This window comes from Pseudolysinimonas kribbensis (assembly GCF_030161895.1).
Taxonomy (GTDB): domain Bacteria; phylum Actinomycetota; class Actinomycetes; order Actinomycetales; family Microbacteriaceae; genus Pseudolysinimonas; species Pseudolysinimonas kribbensis.
Window position 1 is genome coordinate 2,889,279 of sequence record NZ_BSVB01000001.1, and the last position, 18,329, is coordinate 2,907,607.

At 69.2% G+C, this 18,329-nt stretch carries 24 protein-coding genes, 2 tRNA genes and 1 pseudogene; 15 read left to right on the forward strand and 12 right to left on the reverse strand.

Going from position 1 to position 18,329, the window contains the following annotated elements; translation table 11 throughout:
- Positions 1-421: 421 nt before the first annotated feature.
- The 3 genes from QQK35_RS15940 to QQK35_RS15950 all read left to right on the forward strand — a co-directional run bounded on the left by QQK35_RS15940 (position 422) and on the right by QQK35_RS15950 (position 2,131).
- Positions 422-922: a pyridoxamine 5'-phosphate oxidase family protein gene (locus QQK35_RS15940; protein WP_284255024.1), complete on the forward strand. Its 501-nt coding sequence runs from the start codon at positions 422-424 to the stop codon at positions 920-922.
- A 244-nt stretch (positions 923-1,166) separates the two neighbouring features.
- Entirely contained in the window at positions 1,167-1,580 is a 414-nt protein-coding gene (locus QQK35_RS15945) for a RidA family protein (protein ID WP_284255025.1), read from the forward strand.
- Between the two features lie 263 nt (positions 1,581-1,843).
- Positions 1,844-2,131: a hypothetical protein gene (locus tag QQK35_RS15950; RefSeq protein WP_284255026.1), complete on the forward strand. Its 288-nt coding sequence runs from the start codon at positions 1,844-1,846 to the stop codon at positions 2,129-2,131.
- 14 nt (positions 2,132-2,145) lie between these two features.
- Here QQK35_RS15950 and QQK35_RS15955 read toward each other — a convergent pair whose 3' ends face one another.
- The 5 genes from QQK35_RS15955 to QQK35_RS15975 all read right to left on the reverse strand — a co-directional run bounded on the left by QQK35_RS15955 (position 2,146) and on the right by QQK35_RS15975 (position 4,691).
- Positions 2,146-2,667 carry a hypothetical protein gene (locus QQK35_RS15955; protein WP_284255027.1) on the reverse strand — a complete coding sequence of 174 codons (522 nt, stop codon included), beginning with the start codon at positions 2,665-2,667 and terminating at the stop codon, positions 2,146-2,148.
- A gap of 542 nt (positions 2,668-3,209) precedes the next feature.
- The gene (locus QQK35_RS15960) at positions 3,210-3,698 is read right to left on the reverse strand and encodes a hypothetical protein (protein ID WP_284255028.1); all 489 of its coding nucleotides are present in this window, start codon (positions 3,696-3,698) and stop codon (positions 3,210-3,212) included.
- Between the two features lie 83 nt (positions 3,699-3,781).
- On the reverse strand, positions 3,782-4,216 hold the full coding sequence (locus QQK35_RS15965) for a hypothetical protein (RefSeq protein ID WP_284255029.1): 435 nt from the start codon (positions 4,214-4,216) through the stop codon (positions 3,782-3,784).
- Positions 4,213-4,482, reverse strand: coding sequence for a hypothetical protein (locus tag QQK35_RS15970; protein WP_284255030.1), 270 nt, complete (start codon positions 4,480-4,482; stop codon positions 4,213-4,215). The genes QQK35_RS15965 and QQK35_RS15970 overlap by 4 nt, the downstream gene beginning before the upstream one ends.
- Entirely contained in the window at positions 4,479-4,691 is a 213-nt protein-coding gene (locus tag QQK35_RS15975; protein ID WP_284255031.1) for a ribbon-helix-helix domain-containing protein, read from the reverse strand. The genes QQK35_RS15970 and QQK35_RS15975 overlap by 4 nt, the downstream gene beginning before the upstream one ends.
- A gap of 197 nt (positions 4,692-4,888) precedes the next feature.
- On the opposite strand from QQK35_RS15975, the gene QQK35_RS15980 reads away from it, so the two are divergent.
- A complete protein-coding gene (locus QQK35_RS15980) occupies positions 4,889-5,086 on the forward strand; it encodes a hypothetical protein (RefSeq protein WP_284255032.1) in 198 nt (65 codons plus the stop codon).
- Here the strand turns inward: QQK35_RS15980 and QQK35_RS15985 are convergent.
- Positions 5,083-5,694, reverse strand: a complete 612-nt coding sequence (locus QQK35_RS15985; RefSeq protein ID WP_284255033.1) for a uracil-DNA glycosylase — start codon at positions 5,692-5,694, stop codon at positions 5,083-5,085. The genes QQK35_RS15980 and QQK35_RS15985 overlap by 4 nt on opposite strands.
- Positions 5,695-5,752: 58 nt before the next feature.
- Between QQK35_RS15985 and QQK35_RS15990 the strand changes: the two genes are divergently transcribed.
- On the forward strand, positions 5,753-5,974 hold the full coding sequence (locus tag QQK35_RS15990; protein WP_284255034.1) for a helix-turn-helix domain-containing protein: 222 nt from the start codon (positions 5,753-5,755) through the stop codon (positions 5,972-5,974).
- A gap of 71 nt (positions 5,975-6,045) precedes the next feature.
- Here the strand turns inward: QQK35_RS15990 and QQK35_RS15995 are convergent, their stop codons facing one another.
- The 3 genes from QQK35_RS15995 to QQK35_RS16005 all read right to left on the reverse strand — a co-directional run bounded on the left by QQK35_RS15995 (position 6,046) and on the right by QQK35_RS16005 (position 7,574).
- Positions 6,046-7,089, reverse strand: a complete 1,044-nt coding sequence (locus QQK35_RS15995; RefSeq protein WP_284255035.1) for a hypothetical protein — start codon at positions 7,087-7,089, stop codon at positions 6,046-6,048.
- Positions 7,090-7,136: 47 nt separating this feature from the next.
- Positions 7,137-7,210, reverse strand: a tRNA-Gly gene (locus tag QQK35_RS16000).
- Between the two features lie 190 nt (positions 7,211-7,400).
- A complete protein-coding gene (locus QQK35_RS16005; RefSeq protein ID WP_284255036.1) occupies positions 7,401-7,574 on the reverse strand; it encodes a hypothetical protein in 174 nt (57 codons plus the stop codon).
- An 85-nt stretch (positions 7,575-7,659) separates the two neighbouring features.
- Between QQK35_RS16005 and QQK35_RS16010 the strand changes: the two genes are divergently transcribed.
- The 6 genes and pseudogenes from QQK35_RS16010 to QQK35_RS16035 all read left to right on the forward strand — a co-directional run bounded on the left by QQK35_RS16010 (position 7,660) and on the right by QQK35_RS16035 (position 12,197).
- A complete protein-coding gene (locus QQK35_RS16010) occupies positions 7,660-8,475 on the forward strand; it encodes an SDR family oxidoreductase (protein ID WP_284255037.1) in 816 nt (271 codons plus the stop codon).
- Between the two features lie 20 nt (positions 8,476-8,495).
- Positions 8,496-9,608, forward strand: a pseudogene (locus tag QQK35_RS16015) (class I adenylate-forming enzyme family protein); the annotation flags it as partial.
- Positions 9,609-9,913: 305 nt separating this feature from the next.
- The gene (locus QQK35_RS16020) at positions 9,914-10,153 is read left to right on the forward strand and encodes an AMP-binding enzyme (protein WP_284255038.1); all 240 of its coding nucleotides are present in this window, start codon (positions 9,914-9,916) and stop codon (positions 10,151-10,153) included.
- 47 nt (positions 10,154-10,200) lie between these two features.
- Positions 10,201-10,275 (forward strand) — tRNA-Pro (locus QQK35_RS16025).
- A 31-nt stretch (positions 10,276-10,306) separates the two neighbouring features.
- Positions 10,307-11,680 carry a trigger factor gene (gene tig, locus QQK35_RS16030; RefSeq protein WP_284255039.1) on the forward strand — a complete coding sequence of 458 codons (1,374 nt, stop codon included), beginning with the start codon at positions 10,307-10,309 and terminating at the stop codon, positions 11,678-11,680.
- A 1-nt stretch (position 11,681) separates the two neighbouring features.
- Positions 11,682-12,197: a DUF1697 domain-containing protein gene (locus QQK35_RS16035; protein WP_284255040.1), complete on the forward strand. Its 516-nt coding sequence runs from the start codon at positions 11,682-11,684 to the stop codon at positions 12,195-12,197.
- A gap of 19 nt (positions 12,198-12,216) precedes the next feature.
- Here the strand turns inward: QQK35_RS16035 and QQK35_RS16040 are convergent, their stop codons facing one another.
- A complete protein-coding gene (locus tag QQK35_RS16040; protein WP_284255041.1) occupies positions 12,217-12,612 on the reverse strand; it encodes a tetratricopeptide repeat protein in 396 nt (131 codons plus the stop codon).
- Between the two features lie 105 nt (positions 12,613-12,717).
- Here QQK35_RS16040 and QQK35_RS16045 point away from each other — a divergent pair, with 105 nt between their 5' ends.
- The 3 genes from QQK35_RS16045 (at position 12,718) to QQK35_RS16055 (ending at position 14,884) form a co-directional block, all read left to right on the forward strand.
- Complete coding sequence (locus tag QQK35_RS16045) at positions 12,718-13,317, forward strand: ATP-dependent Clp protease proteolytic subunit (protein WP_284255042.1); 600 nt, start codon at positions 12,718-12,720, stop codon at positions 13,315-13,317.
- A gap of 11 nt (positions 13,318-13,328) precedes the next feature.
- A complete protein-coding gene (locus QQK35_RS16050) occupies positions 13,329-14,003 on the forward strand; it encodes an ATP-dependent Clp protease proteolytic subunit (RefSeq protein WP_284255043.1) in 675 nt (224 codons plus the stop codon).
- Between the two features lie 71 nt (positions 14,004-14,074).
- Positions 14,075-14,884 (forward strand): DUF1206 domain-containing protein, encoded by an 810-nt coding sequence (locus QQK35_RS16055; protein ID WP_284255044.1) that lies wholly within the window; start codon positions 14,075-14,077, stop codon positions 14,882-14,884.
- Here the strand turns inward: QQK35_RS16055 and QQK35_RS16060 are convergent.
- Together QQK35_RS16060 and QQK35_RS16065 are read right to left on the reverse strand one after the other, a co-directional pair.
- On the reverse strand, positions 14,881-16,257 hold the full coding sequence (locus QQK35_RS16060) for a DUF1775 domain-containing protein (protein ID WP_284255045.1): 1,377 nt from the start codon (positions 16,255-16,257) through the stop codon (positions 14,881-14,883). The two genes, QQK35_RS16055 and QQK35_RS16060, sit on opposite strands and share 4 nt — an antisense overlap.
- Positions 16,258-16,315: 58 nt before the next feature.
- Positions 16,316-16,912, reverse strand: coding sequence for a hypothetical protein (locus QQK35_RS16065; protein WP_284255046.1), 597 nt, complete (start codon positions 16,910-16,912; stop codon positions 16,316-16,318).
- Between the two features lie 126 nt (positions 16,913-17,038).
- On the opposite strand from QQK35_RS16065, the gene clpX reads away from it, so the two are divergent.
- Positions 17,039-18,316 carry an ATP-dependent Clp protease ATP-binding subunit ClpX gene (gene clpX / locus QQK35_RS16070; RefSeq protein WP_284255047.1) on the forward strand — a complete coding sequence of 426 codons (1,278 nt, stop codon included), beginning with the start codon at positions 17,039-17,041 and terminating at the stop codon, positions 18,314-18,316.
- The last annotated feature ends 13 nt before the right edge of the window (positions 18,317-18,329 follow it).

The following is an 18,329-nucleotide window of genomic DNA, read 5'->3' on the forward strand; positions in this document are numbered from 1 at the left end:
CTCCTGGTTGCTCGGCGGACCGGACGGCACGCAGCCCGACAGCAGCAGCGCCCCGATCGCGACGGCCGCGACGGCTGCCGACCCGGGCTTGCGCAGGCGGGAGAGTCGGCCGAGGATCCCGGATGGGCGGACGTGCGGTTTCGACATGCGGTTCCCCTTCGCTGCGGCGCGCAGCCAACATATGGGGACGGGCGACCGCTGTCATCGGCCGAACGGACTAGGCCAGACGACCGACACGGGCCCGCCGTCGCCGGGCCGCCTCAGGCTGAGCAGGCTCTGGCAATCCGGGGTAGACCGGGTGAGCGCACTCGTTCGCCTGTCTAGCTTTTCGGTAGCTGCTCAGTGCTGCACGGCCGGCCACCCCGGCGTATCCCCCGCGTCGGGGTGGTCCTGCGCGGCAGAGCCTTGCCAAGATCGTCGGATGAACAGGGACGAGATCCGCGCCGAGCTCGGCCAGCCGGGCGCGCGCGACCTCCTGCGTGATGCCCCGCTGCTCCGCCTGGCGTACCTCGGCGACGACGGCACCCCGCGGGTGATCCCGATCGGCTTCGTCTGGACGGGCGAGCAGCTCGTGATCTGCACGTCCACCGTCGCGCCGAAGGGCCGCGCCCTGCGCGAGCGGCAGCACGCGGCGGTCACGATCGACACCGGTGCGACACCCGCCGACGCCCGGTCCCTGCTGATCCGGGGCACCGCCGCCGTGGAGACGGTCGACGGCATCCCGCCGGAGTACCTCGACGCGGCGGCCAAGACCATCCCGCCCGAGGCGCTGGCCGGCTTCGAGCAGGCGGTTCGGGGCATGTACGAGCAGATGGTGCGCATCGCCATCACCCCCGAATGGGCGCGTTACTACGACTTCGGGGCGGGACGACTGCCGCCGTCGCTGCAGACGCTGGCGGACGAGGCCACGCGACGCGGCTGAGCTCTACGCGGTTGCACCCGACGGGTTCTCCGGGGAGTCCCGGACGGCTCCGTGGTGGGTTCCTTGCTCGGGTCATCGATCGGCTCGCCGGTGGTGGGGTCGCTCATGAGGCACCTGCTCTCGTCGGTGGAGGTCCAGCGTGCACGCCGTCGGGCCGCGCGGCCGAGTGGTCACGGCGATCCGGAGCCGACGCGCAGGCTCTCGAGCGGGTGCCCGGCCGTGCCGATGGGCCTACCGTGTCGGCATGAAGAGCATCGTGAGCACGCCGGACGCGCCCGCCTCGCCGCTGTACAGCCAGGGAGTGGCGGCGGGTCCCTTCCTCTTCGTGTCGGGGATGACCGGGATCGAGGTGACCACGGGGCTGGCGGGCCGCGGCATCCGGGAGCAGACGACGCAGGCACTGAGCAACTGCGTGGCGATCCTCGAGGCGGGTGGCGCGTCGGTCGATGCGATCGTGCAGGTCACCGTGCTTCTCGCGCGGCCCGAGGACTTCGCCGGGATGAACGAGGCCTACGCCGCGTTCTTCGGACCGCAGCCGCCGGCGCGGGCGGTGGCCAAGCTCGGCGTCGAGCTGCCGAACATCCTAATCTCCATCATGATGACGGCCTACCGGGAGCCGAACTCCGGAGAGGGGCGGACGGGAATCGAACCCGCGTAATCAGTTTGGAAGCCGCTCCTCAAACTGTTTCCGCTGCTTGCCGCCGTCGACCGACTCCGACCGCGCTGAGCCGCCGTGCCCAGTGATTTCGGGGCTTCTCGGGCCGTTCGGCGCTCGACACTCGGTCGCCTTCGGTCAACCTCGGATCGTCTCGGCGGAGCGTGGTCGCCCTCTTTTTCGCCCTCTCGCGCCCGCCCGAACCCGACCAGCGCCACCAGTCTTACGCCCGCCCAAGAGAGTGCACTTTGCGACAAAATGGGCGCATGAGCGGCTACGGATTTGTCCCAACGCGCGAGCAGATGGAAGCGTCGATGCGCTCGCAGCGCGACGGCGATATCCGGCGCGCTGCGGCGGCGGCACAAGAGACGAGCGAGTCGCTTGAGCAGGTGATTGAAGCGCTCAACGCCAGTCTGGAAGTGGCGCGCAACGCGAAGGCCGACGCCGACCGCGCGCAGCGCCTAAGCACTGGCATCGCCATTGCCTCTCTCGCCGTCGCTGTCGGTTCCCTGGCTATCGCCGTCGCGGCGCTAGTGGTCACGGGAGTGTCGTAGTCGCGTCTCGCTGCCTAGGCGTCTGGGTAGCAGGACCAAGTCCATGCCAACTCGTTGTAGTTGATCGCCCTGTCGCCGACCTTGGCGACCATCGTTAGTGAGTCGCCGTCCATGTTCGCGGGAAGGATGGCGCCAAGCACATCGTACAACTGCTCCTCACCAATGCCTGTTTGCGGCGGGATAGTGAACACGATCCAGCCTTGTTCGGCCTCGCCGTCGTCGAAGACCTCTAGGTCGACGACGATCAGCATCGACCCTTCTTTGCCGTCCTTAAGTCCCAGTGTGCGATTTACTTCGACACCGGGCTCCGACCGCGCCTCTTCGTAGAGTGCCAATCCGAGCTCGGTCAGTGCATCGATCTGCGCTGCGGTGCTGAGCGTTTCTAGCAGCTCGTAGTCGTCGGCGGTCGGCAGCAGTTCGCCGCGCCCGTCTAGGCGCTCGAAGTCGTTGAACACGTCGCGGTCTTCGCCCTTGGCGTGTGTCGGACCATAGCCGATGAGCCAACAGACGTTCTTGTCAGCGTCGAAGATCGTCACCGCTCGCCCGCGGTTGATGTGAAGCGTCTTCACAGATCCGTGGCTCGGTCCCATGCGAAGCGCTGGCTCACCCACGTCGGGCGCGCCAGATCGCTTCCCAACGAACGTTTGCAGCGCCTCGTGTTCTGCGCAGTAGTGGCGCGCGTCACGGGACGCGTGCGCTACATCCAGCCCTAGGTCGTCACGAAGACAGCGCTGGGTTACGCGCAGACGTGGGAGCTGGCTCACTCAGCTTGCGCGAAGTGCCGCCGCCGCAGCCTCTGCCCGAGCGCGACGGTCAGCCACCTGCTGTGCTTCGCGTTCGGCCGACTTCATGCCGCGTCGCTTGGCGATCTGCTCGCGCACGTACTCGTCGCTTCGAGAACGAACAACCTCAAGAACCTCAGCGGGAGCGATCGCGCGGGCGGCGCGGACAGCAACGGGACGAGCGAGGGTCGCGGGTGCCATGCCTTTCAGACTAACTGAGTTTGTAGTCCGGGTGATACATCTGCGGATAACAGTCTTCTTGGCACTCAATCTTGTGGATCTCCTTGTCGGGAACGTCAATTTCCGGACTCCCAGAAGCGCAACTCATCGAGTCGGTCGCAGAGTCGAACACGGAGCCACTTGCGCGTCGTTCCTGAGCAGGGCGTGTCGAGCCAGACCTCGATGAGGTCGCGGCGGTCGAGTTCTTCGAGAAGATGCCAGCCGCGGGCGGCGTGGATGAGCCCGAATGGGTGGCCGGTGAAGAACACGGCGTGCAGGTTGCGGGCGACGGTGTGCACGCTCATGCGGTCGAGCACGCCGCGCGCCTCGTAGACGCGGAGCCGTGCGACGGCCTCGCGCAGTAGTCCGGCACCCTCGACAGGCGGGCGGAGAGTGATGCGGGCCGTGGCACGCTCGATGGTGCTCAGTAGTCGGGTGGTCTTCGCCGCCTCGCTGCTGATGGTGGCCGGCTCGTGTCGCGTGCCGGGTTGCAGAGCGCGCTCGTGGTAGTCATAGAGCGCCGCGCTCGGCGGGGCGAGTAGCCTTCGGTCGTCAACGTGAGTCATTTGCGTTGCCTCTCTTTCAGTGGGTTGTTCGGTTGAAGACCCGCCGCCGACGACATGGCTCGAACGGCGGCGGCGGGTCAGCCTTACTGGACCCGAATCCCTGGCTTGAGGGTCGGGTACTTCTGCACGAGTGCGAGCCATGTCCCGTAGACGTCGCTCAGCCGCCCGGCGTGCCACTGCGCGGTGCGCTCAGCCACATTCAGCGAGTCCGCCAGTGCTTCGGCCTGAGCGCGCACGCGGTTGAACTCGCGCAGCAGGTCGCGGGTCACGTTGCCGTCCTCGGCAGCGGCGCGGAACCGCGAGTTCAGGTCGGCCACCGCTGCTACCGCTTCGTTTGCGAGCCGGTCGCCCTTGTCGGCGTCCGCCCGCGCTGAGGCGACGACGCCGCGCTCGTACTCTGCGACCCGGTCGAAGACCTCGCGGTCCACGCGCTGGACGTTCTCGCGCTCCTGGGCGGTGTTGTCGTACTTGAGGTGCCGCGCCGCGATCCGCGTGTCATGCGGGTTGAGGATGGTCATCGGAGACCTCGATCCGTGCTGGCGTTGAGGGCTTCGCGGAGTCGGGTGCGGTTCGCCTCGCGGCGCTCCTGCTCGTCCAGCGCCGCGACGAGGGCTTCTTCGGTGGCGGCGATCTCGTCGCGCAGCCCGCGGGCGGTCTGTCCCCAGTGCGCGGCACGGGTCGCCATCTGCTGGCTGATCGAGGATGCCGCGTGGTGCTCGGGGTAGGGCGGCAGGTCGGCGTTCGGCGGTGGTGCCGCCCTCCGCTGCATGCTGCTCATGGTCATGGGGTGTCCTTTCTCTGGGATGCGAGGCCGGGGCCTGCGGTCGGGGCAAGGGTGATGAGTTCGGGGTGCTCGGGCGTGAGCGCCCCGTGTGCGGCGAGGTACTGTGCAAGCGCCGCACGGACGAGGCTCGCCTTGGCGACCCCGGTCGCGAGGACGAGTTCGTTCAGCGCCCGGTCAAGGTCGGCGGTGATCTTCGCGTCCAGACGCACGAGGTCACCCGGCTTGCGGCCCGGTCTGCCCTGAGAACCGTTCTCAACTGTCATACGAGCAATTGAACCCGGTTTGGCAGTCGCCCCGCTTGAAATGCCCCTATTCGCAATCTCCATGCCGTTATGGAGATATGAAATGAGCGATATGGATTACCAGCGGCGCGCGGCGGAATGTGGGCGCGAGGGACGATAGAGGCATGACCGACAAGCCCAACTACCGGCAGCCCGGAGGCACCCCGACCGAGTACGGCGGACGCTCCGGCGACAACCGGCGCACCCCCGCCGGACGGGTGCTCCCCGGCTCCACCGGCCAGCAGGCAACCGACCTGCGCAGCGAGGGTGTGCGCGGGCAAGACACCTGGCCCGCTCCGCGCCGTCTCGGTGGCGGGCGCTAGGGTCGCGTGCCAGCCCTGGCGACGGCGGCGGTGAACTCTGCGCGTCGGGTGCCGAAGTTCAGCGACTGCGGGCTCGGGTGGTGTGTCTCAATCACGACCGGGCCGGGGCCGTCAAACAGCCCGGCGACGTAGCGCCGCCAACCCTGCCGCGCGTAGTCGCCGCAGAGGACGACGGTGTCCAGGCTCGGCAGCAGGTCAATCAGATAGCGAAGCCGTATCGAGCCGTCCGCGAGCTCCAAAGGCGTCGGCTTCACCGATGCCGCGCCGAGATACCACGGCACGATGTTCGCCTGGATGCAGCCGTCGATGAGCCCGGCGTCCGTTCGTGCTTGCCAGAGGTTCGCGGCGGTCTGATCGTTGTTGTCGGCGCTGATGAACCCTGAGCCCTTCGTGGTCGCCGACTTCGGCCCCGGCGCTTCGAGCACGAACATCACCCGCGCATCAGAACCGGCGTCGGTCGGGTCGAAAGCGGGCGCATCCCTGCCGTGGATTGACAGGTCTCCAACGTAGTCACGCAGCGCGGCCAGGGTCGGCTTCGTCTGCCATAGCGCATAGCGCTCGGATACCGCGTCTGGGTCGCGCAGGGAGCGGGGTCGGGTCGCATCCACGGCGCGACCTTACTCATCGTCTATGGAGACTATGAGTCAACACGCCCAGGTTTGAAAGGTGCCGAAAATAGCCCCGCCGCAGCCTTGGCGGGACGCGCTCGGCACGCGCGTTCGAGAACTTCGCGCCGAGCGGCAGTGGTCGCAAGAGACGCTCGCGGAGCGGGCGGACGTCCACACGACCTACGTCAGCGGTATCGAGCGAGGACGGCGCAACGTCAGCATCGACATCCTTCATCGGCTCGCGGTTGCTTTCGGAGTGGAGATTCGCGACCTTTTCTGAGTCGACTCGCGCTCGGGGCACTAGGCCTATTCAGGATCGCCGTTACCACGACCCGCGCTGCTGCAGTCCCGCTATGTGCGATCGGCGAGTCTGAAGATGGCTTCTTCGGGACGCTCCCGTGCAGACGTGATCTTGTCCGCGATGTTGTCGATCAGCTTCTGTCCCCAGAACGGATCGGTGCGATCATAGAGAATCACGCGGATGTGCCGAAGGTCGAATGGCACGTCGTCCTCGTTGGACGAGATCAAGATGACGGGCTTCTCGATGGCGTGAGCGAGGCCGAGTTCATAGAACACATTGGGGTTCTTCGTTGTCAGTTCCGCCAGCAGGATCTCGGCATCCTGGATGCCGCGCCAGATTTGGTCGATGATCTTTCCAGTGCCGAAGATCTCCGCATCGGCACGCACTGGGGTGAGCCCGGCTTGTTCGATCGCGGGACGGAAGATCAGGTCGTAGTAACCGCCGAGCGGTGCCGCGAACGGCTGCATAACAAAGCAGGTCGCGCCGGTTGTTGTCCTGGTCGGCTTCTTGCTTGTAGGGGCCGGAGTGCCAGACGACGTTTCACGTCCGGCGTCGAGGAGGCGGACCTGCGCTCCGCTCTCATCGATGAGGTTTGCTGACCGCATCGACTTCATAAAGATGTCAAGGAACTCGGGCACCTGGTCAGCGGGTATCCCGAATCGATCTGTCAGGGCGTTGGCGAGGAAGGGTTCGTCGGGCAACGCCTCGCCGCGGTAATACTTGTAGACCTCGCCGAGATCGGGTGCAGACAGAACGGCATCCCGTAGAGCATCTCTGCGATCGTTCTCGCTCTGGGGTGAGATCGCCTTGCGGGCGCGTTCCTCCACCACGAGCGTCTTGCCCTCGGTCTTGAGGAAGCCATACTTCTTCGCGGAACTGATCTCGACGTTCCAGCGACCTGAAACCTTGGTGCCTCCGGAGTATTGGACGGCTTCAGCGGGTGTAGCCGGATTCCCCGCGTTCTGCTGCAGAATCGCTTCCGGGATGCGAAGGGCTTGCTCGACCGTGTGCCGAGGAAACTTGGCAAGCGTGGAGTTCGTCTTGGACTTCGACTCGGCCCCGCCGCCGGAATCTTCTGCCGTGGAGTCGCTCATCTTGCTCCAATGCTCGGGTATGTGGAGCATAGCGGAGGCCGACTTCTTGGAGGGGCGGACGGGAATCGAACCCGCGTAATTAGTTTGGAAGACTAAGGCTCTACCATTGAGCTACCGCCCCGAATCTGTATTTAGTTGTGCGGGCTCTCGCCCTCTTTTCGCCCTCTCGGGCTTGCCGGGAGGGTCGCTCTCCTCAGTACTACCAGGCCAGCGCAGATCAGCCGCGCCGGTTTGGAAGACTGAGGCTCTACCATTGAGCTACCGCCCCGAAGGTGCGCCGCGAGTCTATCGGCCCCCGGGGTGGAGTCGTCTCAGGACGCGGCGCGCAGCTCCGAGGCCTCCGCGTCGATGCGCACGGCGACGCAGACGTGCGCCTCCTCCCACGCCATCGCGAAGAAGACGCTCGACTCGATCGGACCGACCTCGCCGCATTCGAGGCAGCGCGGCTCGTACGCCCGCACCTCCATGATCTCGATGTCCGCCATGCCGACCAGTGTGCGCGCGGGCACCGACATCGCCGGGCCGACACCCCGTGCGACCCACCCTCGCGCGGGCGTATCGTGACGCGGGATGGGCCCCACGAGCACGACGCGGCGACGCGTTCTGATCACCGGAGGATCGCGGGGCGTCGGGCGTGCGCTCGCGGAATCGCTGGCGGCCGACGGGTGGGACGTCGTCCTCACCTTCCGCAGCGAGGCGCAGCTGGCCGCGGATGTCGTCGCCGTCATCGCCGAGCGCGGCGGTCGCGCGTCGGCGGCGCGTCTCGATCTCGAAGACGCCGCCGCCATCCGGGACCTCGTCCGTGCCGAGATCGACCCCGCCAACCCGCACGGCGGGCCCTTCGACGCCCTCGTCGCGAACGCCGCCGCCTCCGCGTTCAAGCCCGCGCTCGACCTCACCGCCAACAACCTCGAGCGCTCGTGGGCGACCAATGTCCGCTCGTTCGTGGCACTCGCGCAGGCGGTCGTGCCCACGATGCCCCGCGACGGGCGGATCGTCGCGCTCAGCAGCTACGGCGCGCGACGTGCGTTCCCGCTGTACGGAGCCCTCGGCGCCGACAAGGCGGCGCTCGAGTCGTGGGTGCGCCACCTCGCCGCGGAGCTCGGGCCGCGCGGCATCACCGTCAACGCCGTCAACGGGGGCATGTTCGACACCGACTCTGCCCGGCACTACAACGCGGTCGTCGGGCTCGGATCCGACCGGACGGCCCAGCGCATCCCGCTCGGCCGGCTCGGGACCGCGGCGGAGCTGGCCGGCGCGGTCGCGTTCCTGCTCTCGCCGGCCGCCTCCTACATCACCGGCACCACGCTCGTCGTCGACGGCGGTCTCACCGTGACCGCGCCGCCGTTCTGGTCCGACCTCGCGCCGGCCGCCTCACCCGAATAGCACGCACGAAGGAAACCCCCATGGGCAACACCGACTACGACCCGACCCCGCTCCGGAACGTCTTCGAGAGCACCTTCACCTACGCCGCCGCCGTGGAGCGGAACACGCACCGCTACGCGAACCGGACGGCGATCACCGACCCGCCGAGCGGGCGCAGCTGGACCTACCGACAGCTCGGCGAGGTGACCGGCCAGCTCGTCGCCGGCCTGGCGGCGCAGGGCGTGGGTGTCGGTGACATCGTCTGCTACCAGCTCATGAACCGGCCCGAGTTCGCGTTCCTCTACGTCGCCGCCCAGGGACTGCGCGCGGTCAGCTCGCCCATGAACTTCCGCCTCGCGCCGGCCGAGACCGCGTTCATCCTCGACGCCGCGAAGCCGAAGATCTTCGTGTACGAGGCGGCGCAGGCCGCCGACGTCGCGACGGCCCTCGACCTCGCCGCCGCGCGTCCGCCGGTCATCGTCGGCGTGGGGGAGGGCGAGCTCGTGCCCGGGTCGCTGCGGTTCGAGGAGCTGCTCGTCGCCGGCGCGCCGAGCTTCCGCGCGCCCGACGGGGCGAGCACCTGGGACGAGACCTCCCGCCTCTACACCTCCGGCACGACCGGGATGCCCAAGGCCGTGCCGCTGACCAGCCTCAACGAGCTGCTCACCGCCCACGACGTCGTCATGCACTTCCCGCTCGGACCCACCGACAAGACGATGAACATGTCGCCGTGGTTCCATCGCGGCGGCAACTACTGCGCCGGTCCGAACACGGCGTTCTTCGTGGGATCGGAGGTGGTGTGCCTGCCGGCGTTCGATCCCGCGACCGTGCTGGATGCCATCCGGGATGAGCGCCTGACCTATGTCATCGGCGCGCCGACCAACCTGGAGCGGCTGGCGGATGCCCAGGAGGCCGACCCGCGCGACCTGACATCGCTGCGGGGGATCGTCACCATGGGCGCGCCGCTGGACCGCGCCGCCGCGCTGCGCTACCAGCGGGTGCTGACGCCGCGGATCGCGAACGGGTACGGCACGACGGAGGCGTTCTGGAACACCTACCTGCGTCCGGAGGATCTGCCCGCCGCGGCGGGCGCCGCCGGCCGGGCATGCCTCGACGACGACGTGGCCGTGGTGCGCGTGCAGGCCGACCGGATCTCGCGGCCCGACGAGCTGGCGAAGCAGGACGGCCAGGAGATCGGCGAGGTCATCATGCGGACCGTCAAGAGCGGCTACGCCTACGTCGGCAACCCCGAGGAGCAGGCGCAGAAGTTCCGGGACGGGTGGATGTACCCCGGCGACCTCGCCACCTGGGACGGCGACGAGCTCGTCACGATCGTCGGCCGCAAGGACGACATGATCATCTCCGGCGGCGAGAACGTGCACCCGGTGCAGGTCGAGGAGCTGCTGGCGAGCCATCCGGCGGTCGCGGACTCCATCGTCACGGGCCTGCCGGATCCGGAATGGGGGAGCTGGTGGTCGCGTACCTGCGCCCGCGCGAGTCCGGCGTCGACCTGCAGGCGCTCGCGACGGAGCTCGACGCGTTCTGCAAGGACAGCGTCGCGCTCGCCGACTACAAGCGCCCGCGTCGCTACGCGATCGTCGACGAGCTGCCCTACACGGCGACCGGTAAGAAGCAGCATTTCGTGATGAAGCAGCGGGCCACCCACGACGCGGCAGCCGGGTTGTTCGTCACCCCGTAGACTCGACGGGGCCATCCGAGGGTCACGCCCGCGGCAGCCGGCCGGCCCGGGGCGTAGCTCAGCTTGGCTAGAGCACCCGCTTTGGGAGCGGGAGGCCGCAGGTTCGAATCCTGTCGCCCCGACAGCACGACCCCACACAAGGAGACATCCCCTATGGTCCAGGCGACCGTCGAGAAGCTCTCGCCCACGCGCGTGAAGCTCAGCATCACCGTGACCCCCGACGACCTCAAGCCGTCGATCGATCACGCATACAAGCACATCGCGGAGGAGGTCACGATCCCCGGCTTCCGCAAGGGCAAGGTGCCGCCGCCCATCATCGACCAGCGCGTCGGCCGTGCCGAGGTGCTCAACCACGCCGTGAGCGACGGGCTCGACCGCTTCTACCGCGAGGCCGCCGACGCCGAGAAGCTGCGTCCGCTCGGCCGTCCCGAGGCCGACGTCACCCAGTGGCCCGACGAGAAGACGTTCCAGGGCGACCTGCACGTGACCGTCGAGGTCGACGTGCGCCCCGAGTTCGCGCTCCCGAAGTACGACGGCATGAAGCTCGAGGTGGAGCCCGTCGCCGTGAGCGTCGACGAGGTCGAGAACGAGCTCGACAACCTGCGCACCCGCTTCGGCACGCTCGTGACCGTGGACCGCCCCGCCAAGACGGGCGACTTCGTCACGCTGGATCTCGTCGCCACCATCGGCGGCGAGGAGGTCGACACCGCGAGCAACGTGAGCTACGAGCTCGGCTCGGGCGAGCTCATCGAGGGCATCGACGAGGCGCTCGACACGCTCACCGCCGGCGAGTCGACCACGTTCGAGTCCGAGCTGCTCGGCGGCGACCACGAGGGCGAGAAGGCCGAGGTCGCGGTGACGCTGCTCTCGGTGAAGGAGCGCGAGCTCCCGGAGGCCGACGACGAGTTCGCGCAGATCGCGAGCCAGTTCGACACCATCGGCGAGCTCCGCACCGACGTGCGCGAGCAGCTCACCAAGCAGAAGGAGTTCGGCCAGGGCGTGGAGGCGCGCGACAAGATCGTCGACACGCTGCTCGAGAAGGTCGACATCCCGGTGCCGCCGCAGCTCATCGACGACGAGGTCACGCGCCACCTCGAGGCGGAGAACCGTGTCGGAGACGAGGAGCACGGCAAGGAGGTCGCCGAGTCGGCCGAGAAGACGTTCCGCTCGCAGATCCTGCTCGACGCGATCGCCGAGGCCGAGGAGATCAAGGTCGGCCAGAACGAGCTCACCACGTACCTCGTGCAGGCGGCCGCGCAGTACGGCATGGAGCCGGGCGAGTTCATCAAGGTGATCGACGAGAACGGGCAGCTGCCCGCCATGATCGGCGAGGTCGCGCGCTCGAAGACGCTCGCCGTCATCCTGAGCCGGGCCAAGGTCACCGACACCAAGGGCAAGGACGTCGACGTCTCGGCGTTCACGGCGGGCGCCCTCGGCGATCCGGACGACCCGGAGGCCGTGGTCACGACCCCCGACGCCGGCCCCGACGACCACGCCGGCCACGACCACGAGGGCCACGACCACTAGGGTGACGCGTTTCGTCGCGCTGCTCCGCGGCGTCAACGTCGGCGGGATCACGGTGAAGTCCGCGGATCTCGCCGACGTCGTGCGCGGCCTCGGCTACGACGACGTGGCGACGGTGCTGGCGAGCGGCAACGTGCTGTTCACGACGAGCGAGCCCGCGGCGACGGCGAAGACGCGCCTCGAGGGGGCGCTCGGCGACCGCTTCGGCTACGAGGCCTGGGTGCACGTGCTCACCGCGGCGGCGGTCGCGAAGATCACCGCGGGGTTCCCGTTCCCGCGCAGCGACGACCGGCACGCGTACGTCGTCTTCGTGGTGAAGCCCGAGGTGCGCGCCGAGCTGCTCGCCACCGAGCTCGACCCGGACGTCGAGCAGATCGCGGAGGGCGAGGGCGTCCTCTACTGGAGCGTGCCGAAGGGCTCGACGCTCGACAGCGCCTTCGGCAGGGCGCAGGCCGTCGCGCGGCACAAGCCGTGGCTGACGACGCGCAACCTCAACACGCTCGAGAAGCTCGCACGCTGAGCCGGTCCGGCCGGAGCGGTCAGCGCGCGCCGTCCGCGAGCTCGTCGACGTAGGCCGCCACCGATCGGTGGTAGCGCGGCAGCGATGGGATGAGCGCTCGCAGGGCGACGACGAGCGCGCCGCGATCGCGGCCCAGGCTCGCGAGCGTGAGGGCGGTGAACGCGGCGAGGGCGGGTGTCCACTCGTCGACCGGGCGTCCCTCGGACTCGGCCTCGAGCATCCCGAGCGCCTCCTCGCCCCGGTCGAGGTTGCGGATCGTCGAGGCGAGCTGGATGACGGCCTGGATCCGTTCGGCGGTCGGCAGCCCGGCCGCCAGGGCCGCGCGATACAGCGGCTCGGCCTGCTCCTCGCGTCCGGCGGAGTCGTGCTCACCGGCCTCCTCGAACAGGTGCAGGGCGTCGTCAGTCGTCGTCATGCGTCGAGACTACGGACGCCGTCTCTGCCCACGGCGAACACCCCGCGGGGTGCCGCACCCCTCGATAGATTCGACAGCGACATCAACCGAACAGGAGCATCACCCATGGCCGACACGCCATTCCAGCCGAGCGTCTTCGACCGGCTGCTGCGGGATCGCATCATCTGGCTCGGCGACGAGGTGCGCGACGACAACGCGAACGAGATCGCGGCGAAGCTCCTGCTCCTCGCGGCCGAGGACCCGAAGAAGGACATCTTCCTCTACATCAACTCGCCCGGCGGCTCGATCACGGCCGGCATGGCGATCTACGACACCATGCAGTTCGTGCCGAACGACATCGTGACGGTCGGCATCGGCATGGCCGCCTCGATGGGCCAGCTGCTGCTGACCGCGGGCACCAAGGGCAAGCGCTACATCACGCCGAACGCGCGCGTGCTGCTGCACCAGCCGCACGGTGGATTCGGGGGCACGTCCTCCGACATCCAGACCCAGGCCGCGCTCATCCTCGACATGAAGCGGCGCCTGGCCGAGATCACCGCGGCCCAGACGGGCAAGTCGGTGGAGCAGGTGAATGCGGACGGCGATCGCGATCGCTGGTTCAGCGCGAACGAGGCCCTCGAGTACGGCTTCGTCGATCACATCCGGGAGTCCGCGGCCGACGTCATCGGCGGCGGCGGCACCGACGACACGAACGACACGAAGTAAGGACGCGACAGATGGACACCCCCACCTTCATGAGCGGCGGCGACCTCGCCGCCCGGATGCCGGAGTCGCGGTACATCCTGCCTTCGTTCGAGGAGCGCACGGCCTACGGCTTCAAGCGTCAGGACCCCTACGCGAAGCTCTTCGAGGACCGCATCATCTTCCTCGGCGTGCAGGTCGACGACGCGTCGGCCGACGACGTCATGGCCCAGCTGCTCGTGCTCGAGTCGCAGGACCCCGACCGCGACATCGTGATGTACATCAACAGCCCCGGCGGCTCGTTCACGGCGATGACCGCGATCTACGACACGATGCAGTACATCCGTCCGCGCATCCAGACGGTCGTGCTCGGCCAGGCCGCCTCGGCCGCCGCGGTGATCCTCGCCGCCGGCACGCCGGGCATGCGGCTCGGCCTGCCCAACGCCCGGGTGCTCATCCACCAGCCGGCGGTCGGCGAGGCCGGCCGCGGGCAGGCGTCGGACATCGAGATCCAGGCGAAGGAGATCCTGCGCCTGCGCACGTGGCTCGAGGAGACCCTGTCGCGGCACTCGAAGAAGTCGCAGCAGGAGGTGCACGACGACATCGAGCGCGACACCATCCTCTCGGCCGACGAGGCGCTCGAGTACGGGCTGATCGACCAGGTGCTCACGAGCCGCAAGAACCTGCCGGTGGCCGCCATCGGCAGCTGACCGCCGCTCGACACTCCGCAGCGCCTGGGACTTGAGGTCCCGGGCGCTGCGTCGTCTCTACCGTCGATCGCATGGCTGGGACCGAACAGGAGGTCGAGCGCGCCGCCTCCGACCTGGAGCGCACCCCCGCGTTCCGTCTTCTCGCGCGCACGGGGTACGCCGTCGCGGGCGTGCTGCACGTCATCATCGGGATCATCGCGATCTCCATCGGGCTGCACGCCGGCGGTGGCCGCGCCGACCAGACCGGAGCTCTGCGCTCGATCACGCACGCGCCCGGCGGCATCGTGCTGGTCTGGGCGATGATCCTCGGCCTCGGCGCGCTGGGCGTCTGGCAGGTCGCCCGCAGCATCACGGCCGAGCAGCGCGACGAGAAGCTGCGCTGGCGCTCGCGCCTCTCGGCGTGGGGGCAGGCGATCGGCTACCTGTTCCTCGCCGGCATCGGGATCTCGGTGGCCGTCGGCGGCGGCAAGGGCGCGACCGGCAAGACCCTCACCGCCCAGCTGCTGCACGTGCCGGGCGGCGTCGTGCTGCTCGTGGCGGTGGGACTCGGTGTGCTGGGCGCGGGCGTGTACTTCGTCGTCAAGGGCGTGCGCCGGAGCTTCCTCGACGATCTGCGCCGGCCGACCACCGCCATCCGGGATGTGATCGAGGTCGTGGGCGTCGCCGGGTTCGTCGCGAAGGGCATCGCCCTGTCGGTGCTGGGCGTGCTGCTCGTCATCGCCGCGGCGACGGCCGATCCCGACAAGTCCGGCGGGCTCGATCAGGCCTTCCAGGCCGTCGTGCGCCTGCCCTTCGGCGAGGTGCTCGTCGTGCTCATCGGGATCGGTTTCATCGCCTACGGCGTGTACTGCGGATTCCGCGCCAGGTACGCGAAGCTCTAGCGCCGCGGTTCGTCCGGATGCGGCTCGTCGCGCTCGGGCTCGTCGTGCTCGCGCCCCTCGGCACGCCGCCGCCGTGACACGAGGACGATCGCGACGACCACCGCGAGCGCGACGGCGACGAGCGCGCCGCCGATCCACAGCACATCGGCGATCGGCGCCGACTGCGAGCGCGCCGCATCCGGATCGCCGGGCGTCGCCGTGGAGGCGGCGAGCGGAGCCCGGCCGCAGTTCTGCGGTTGCCGGTGCGCGGTGGCGGGCGTGAACGCGCCGGAGGGCTTCCAGGTGAACGGGTACGAGCCGCTGACGGTGTGGCCGTCCTGCGACACGAGCTGGTAGATCACGGTGTACGTGCCCGCCGGTCCGATGGCCGGCTTGATCGACATCGCGTCGTCCTGGATCGTGATGCAGCCGTCGCCGTAGTAGGCGCCCGCCGAGCTGCGGATCTCGAACGCGAAGCCCTCCCCGTCGCCGCTCACGTCGAGCAGCGGGAGGTTGGTGGTGACGGCGAAGCGGCTGGGCAACGAGGTCAGTGTCGCCTTCGCCGCCGGCGTGGTCGAGATCACCTGGTTATGAGCCGACGCCGGCGCCGCGAGCACGAGCACCGCGGCGGCGACCAGCAGCCCCGTCGACGCGGCGAGGAGGCCGCGCCTCATGACGCGTCCCCGCGGGTGCGGCGGCGTGCCGACATCCCGGCGACGCCGATCACGAGCCCGACCGCGCCGATGACGATGCCGACGATCCCGAACACCCGGGCGATGACGTCGGGCGTCGCGGGCGCGCTCGAGAGCGGCTGCGATGCGGTCGCCGTCACGCGGGGAGGGTGCGGTCGCTCCGGATGCCGGGGGCGCGTCGTTCACGTACAGCACGGGGGCCGGGTGCTCGGCGTTCGCGCCCTTCTGGCTCCACGACACCACCGACCCGTCGCTGTAGGTCTGCTCGGCGGGGAACGCGAGGCTGCCGACCGACGGGACCGGCCCGACGGAGAGCTGGAACAGCCCGAGCGCCCCGGTCGGGATGCCGTGCCCGGCCGGGGCCGTCCAGGTCACCCGGGTGACCGCACGGGTGATGGTGTCGTCGCCGTTGGTCACCGGCTTCGGCAGCGTCTCGGTGGTCGCCGTCGCGGTCCACCCGGGCACCGGCACGTACGACGCGCTCACGAGCGGGTGGTCGGTGGGGAGGGCGACGGCGATGCTGTCGGTGGTCGCGCCGTCGGCCGACTCGTTGGGCACCTTGAAGGTGAGCAGCGTGTACGACCCGGCGGCCGCGGTGTTCGTCTGGAGCGTGACGTGCGCGCTCGCGGCGAGGGGGACGGCGAGGGCGAGGATCGCGCCGGCGCCGAGCGCCGCGAGGGTGCGGCGGACAGGGATGTGCATGGATGGATTCCTTCGATCGTTCTGAGCGCACGCCGGAGGGCCCGGGCGTGCGGGTGGTTCAGTGCGACGGAAGGAGCGGGGGACCGCGCAGCGGCGGCGCCGCGACACGGGCGACGGGGCGCAGGACGCGCACCCGAAAGACGGGGGCGGCCGCGGGGCGGGCGGTCGGTGCGGCGACGGCCGGCCGCAGCACGCGCACGACCAGGCGGCGCAGCATCCCCCAGACCGCGGTCTCGGCGCGACGCAGGAAGAGGACCGTGAGCGCGCCGGCGACGACGTGCGCGAGCCACATCCAGGGGTCGGTGAGATGGCCGAGGTGATCGTGCATCGCCGGCATGCCCGGGATCGCCGGGGTCATGTCCATGTGCATGCCCGGCATGCTCGGGGTCGCGCTCGCGGCGGGAGACACCCCGAGGAACGTGAACAGCAGGTGGAAGGCGAGCTGCGACCCCGTCACCGCGACGACCAGCCGCGCCAGGCTCGGGCGCCGGCCGATCGCGAGGGTGCCCAGCATCCCCGCGAAGAGGAGCGCGGCGCCGAGGCCGAGCGGATCGGGGCGGTAGCCGCCCGCGAGCGTGTGCGAGACCGCGGCGACCCCGGTCGCGAAGGCGCCGACCAGCCACCCTCGGGCCAGTCGTTCCGCCCGTGTGTGCACGGCATCCAGGCTATCCGCCACGCCGCGTCACGTTCTCCCCACAGTGCGAGCCGGCGTCCAGGGTTCGGGTTAGGCTCGGTCTACCGCAGCGGGGAGGCACTCCCCACGCACGGGAGGAGACCCGGGATGGCACGCATCGGTGAGAGCGCCGACCTGCTGAAGTGCTCGTTCTGCGGCAAGAGCCAGAAGCAGGTCCAGCAGCTCATCGCGGGTCCCGGCGTGTACATCTGCGACGAGTGCGTCGAACTCTGCAACGAGATCATCGAGGAGCGGCTGGCCGAGGCCGGCGAGGAGGCCTCGAGCGAGTTCGACCTGCCGAAGCCGCGTGAGATCTTCGACTTCCTCGAGGAGTACGTGATCGGGCAGGAGCCGGCCAAGCGCGCGCTCTCGGTGGCCGTCTACAACCACTACAAGCGCATCCGGGCCCGGCAGAGCGTCGCCGCGGCGGACGCCGTCATCGACGACATCGAGATCGCCAAGTCGAACATCCTGCTGATCGGGCCGACCGGCTGCGGCAAGACCTACCTCGCGCAGACCCTGGCCAAGCGGCTCAACGTGCCGTTCGCGGTCGCGGACGCGACGGCGCTCACGGAGGCGGGGTACGTCGGCGAGGATGTCGAGAACATCCTGCTCAAGCTCATCCAGGCAGCCGACTACGACGTGAAGCGCGCCGAGACGGGCATCATCTACATCGACGAGGTCGACAAGATCGCCCGCAAGGCCGAGAACCCGTCGATCACGCGCGACGTGTCGGGCGAGGGCGTGCAGCAGGCGCTGCTCAAGATCCTCGAGGGCACGGTCGCGTCGGTGCCGCCGCAGGGTGGTCGCAAGCATCCGCACCAGGAGTTCATCCAGATCGACACGACGAACGTGCTGTTCATCGTGGCGGGCGCGTTCGCCGGCCTCGAGGACATCATCTCCGCCCGGGTCGGGCGGCGCGGCATCGGCTTCGGCGCCCCGCTGCACTCCAAGCGCGACGAGTCGATGCTGTTCAGCGAGGTGCTCCCGGAGGACCTGCACAAGTTCGGGCTCATCCCGGAGTTCATCGGCCGTCTCCCGGTCGTGACGACGGTCTCTCCGCTCGACCAGCACGCGCTCATGGAGATCCTCACCGAGCCGAAGAACGCCCTCGTGCGGCAGTACCAGCGCATGTTCCAGATCGACGGCGTCGAGCTCGAGTTCGAGGCCGACGCCCTCGAGGCGATCGCCGACCTCGCCGTGCTGCGTCAGACCGGAGCCCGCGGCCTGCGCGCGATCCTCGAAGAGGTGCTGGGCCCGATCATGTTCGACGTGCCCTCGAACGACGAGGTGGCGCGCGTGGTCGTGACGCGGGAGGCAGTGCTCGAGAACGCCGCACCCACGATCGTGCCGCATCCCGCGCGTCGCACCGAGAAGTCCGCGTAGCGCCAGCTCGCGT

Bases quoted from the DNA above. Each gene is read 5' to 3' on its own strand.
- QQK35_RS15940 (WP_284255024.1), top strand. From the start codon at position 422: ATGAACAGGGACGAGATCCGCGCCGAGCTCGGCCAGCCGGGCGCGCGC.
- QQK35_RS15945 (WP_284255025.1), top strand. From the start codon at position 1,167: ATGAAGAGCATCGTGAGCACGCCGGACGCGCCCGCCTCGCCGCTGTAC.
- QQK35_RS15950 (WP_284255026.1), top strand. From the start codon at position 1,844: ATGAGCGGCTACGGATTTGTCCCAACGCGCGAGCAGATGGAAGCGTCG.
- QQK35_RS15960 (WP_284255028.1), bottom strand. From the start codon at position 3,698: ATGACTCACGTTGACGACCGAAGGCTACTCGCCCCGCCGAGCGCGGCG.
- QQK35_RS15965 (WP_284255029.1), bottom strand. From the start codon at position 4,216: ATGACCATCCTCAACCCGCATGACACGCGGATCGCGGCGCGGCACCTC.
- QQK35_RS15970 (WP_284255030.1), bottom strand. From the start codon at position 4,482: ATGACCATGAGCAGCATGCAGCGGAGGGCGGCACCACCGCCGAACGCC.
- QQK35_RS15980 (WP_284255032.1), top strand. From the start codon at position 4,889: ATGACCGACAAGCCCAACTACCGGCAGCCCGGAGGCACCCCGACCGAG.
- QQK35_RS15995 (WP_284255035.1), bottom strand. From the start codon at position 7,089: ATGAGCGACTCCACGGCAGAAGATTCCGGCGGCGGGGCCGAGTCGAAG.
- QQK35_RS16005 (WP_284255036.1), bottom strand. From the start codon at position 7,574: ATGGCGGACATCGAGATCATGGAGGTGCGGGCGTACGAGCCGCGCTGC.
- QQK35_RS16010 (WP_284255037.1), top strand. From the start codon at position 7,660: ATGGGCCCCACGAGCACGACGCGGCGACGCGTTCTGATCACCGGAGGA.
- QQK35_RS16020 (WP_284255038.1), top strand. From the start codon at position 9,914: ATGGGGGAGCTGGTGGTCGCGTACCTGCGCCCGCGCGAGTCCGGCGTC.
- tig (WP_284255039.1), top strand. From the start codon at position 10,307: ATGGTCCAGGCGACCGTCGAGAAGCTCTCGCCCACGCGCGTGAAGCTC.
- QQK35_RS16040 (WP_284255041.1), bottom strand. From the start codon at position 12,612: ATGACGACGACTGACGACGCCCTGCACCTGTTCGAGGAGGCCGGTGAG.
- QQK35_RS16045 (WP_284255042.1), top strand. From the start codon at position 12,718: ATGGCCGACACGCCATTCCAGCCGAGCGTCTTCGACCGGCTGCTGCGG.
- QQK35_RS16050 (WP_284255043.1), top strand. From the start codon at position 13,329: ATGGACACCCCCACCTTCATGAGCGGCGGCGACCTCGCCGCCCGGATG.
- QQK35_RS16055 (WP_284255044.1), top strand. From the start codon at position 14,075: ATGGCTGGGACCGAACAGGAGGTCGAGCGCGCCGCCTCCGACCTGGAG.
- QQK35_RS16060 (WP_284255045.1), bottom strand. From the start codon at position 16,257: ATGCACATCCCTGTCCGCCGCACCCTCGCGGCGCTCGGCGCCGGCGCG.
- clpX (WP_284255047.1), top strand. From the start codon at position 17,039: ATGGCACGCATCGGTGAGAGCGCCGACCTGCTGAAGTGCTCGTTCTGC.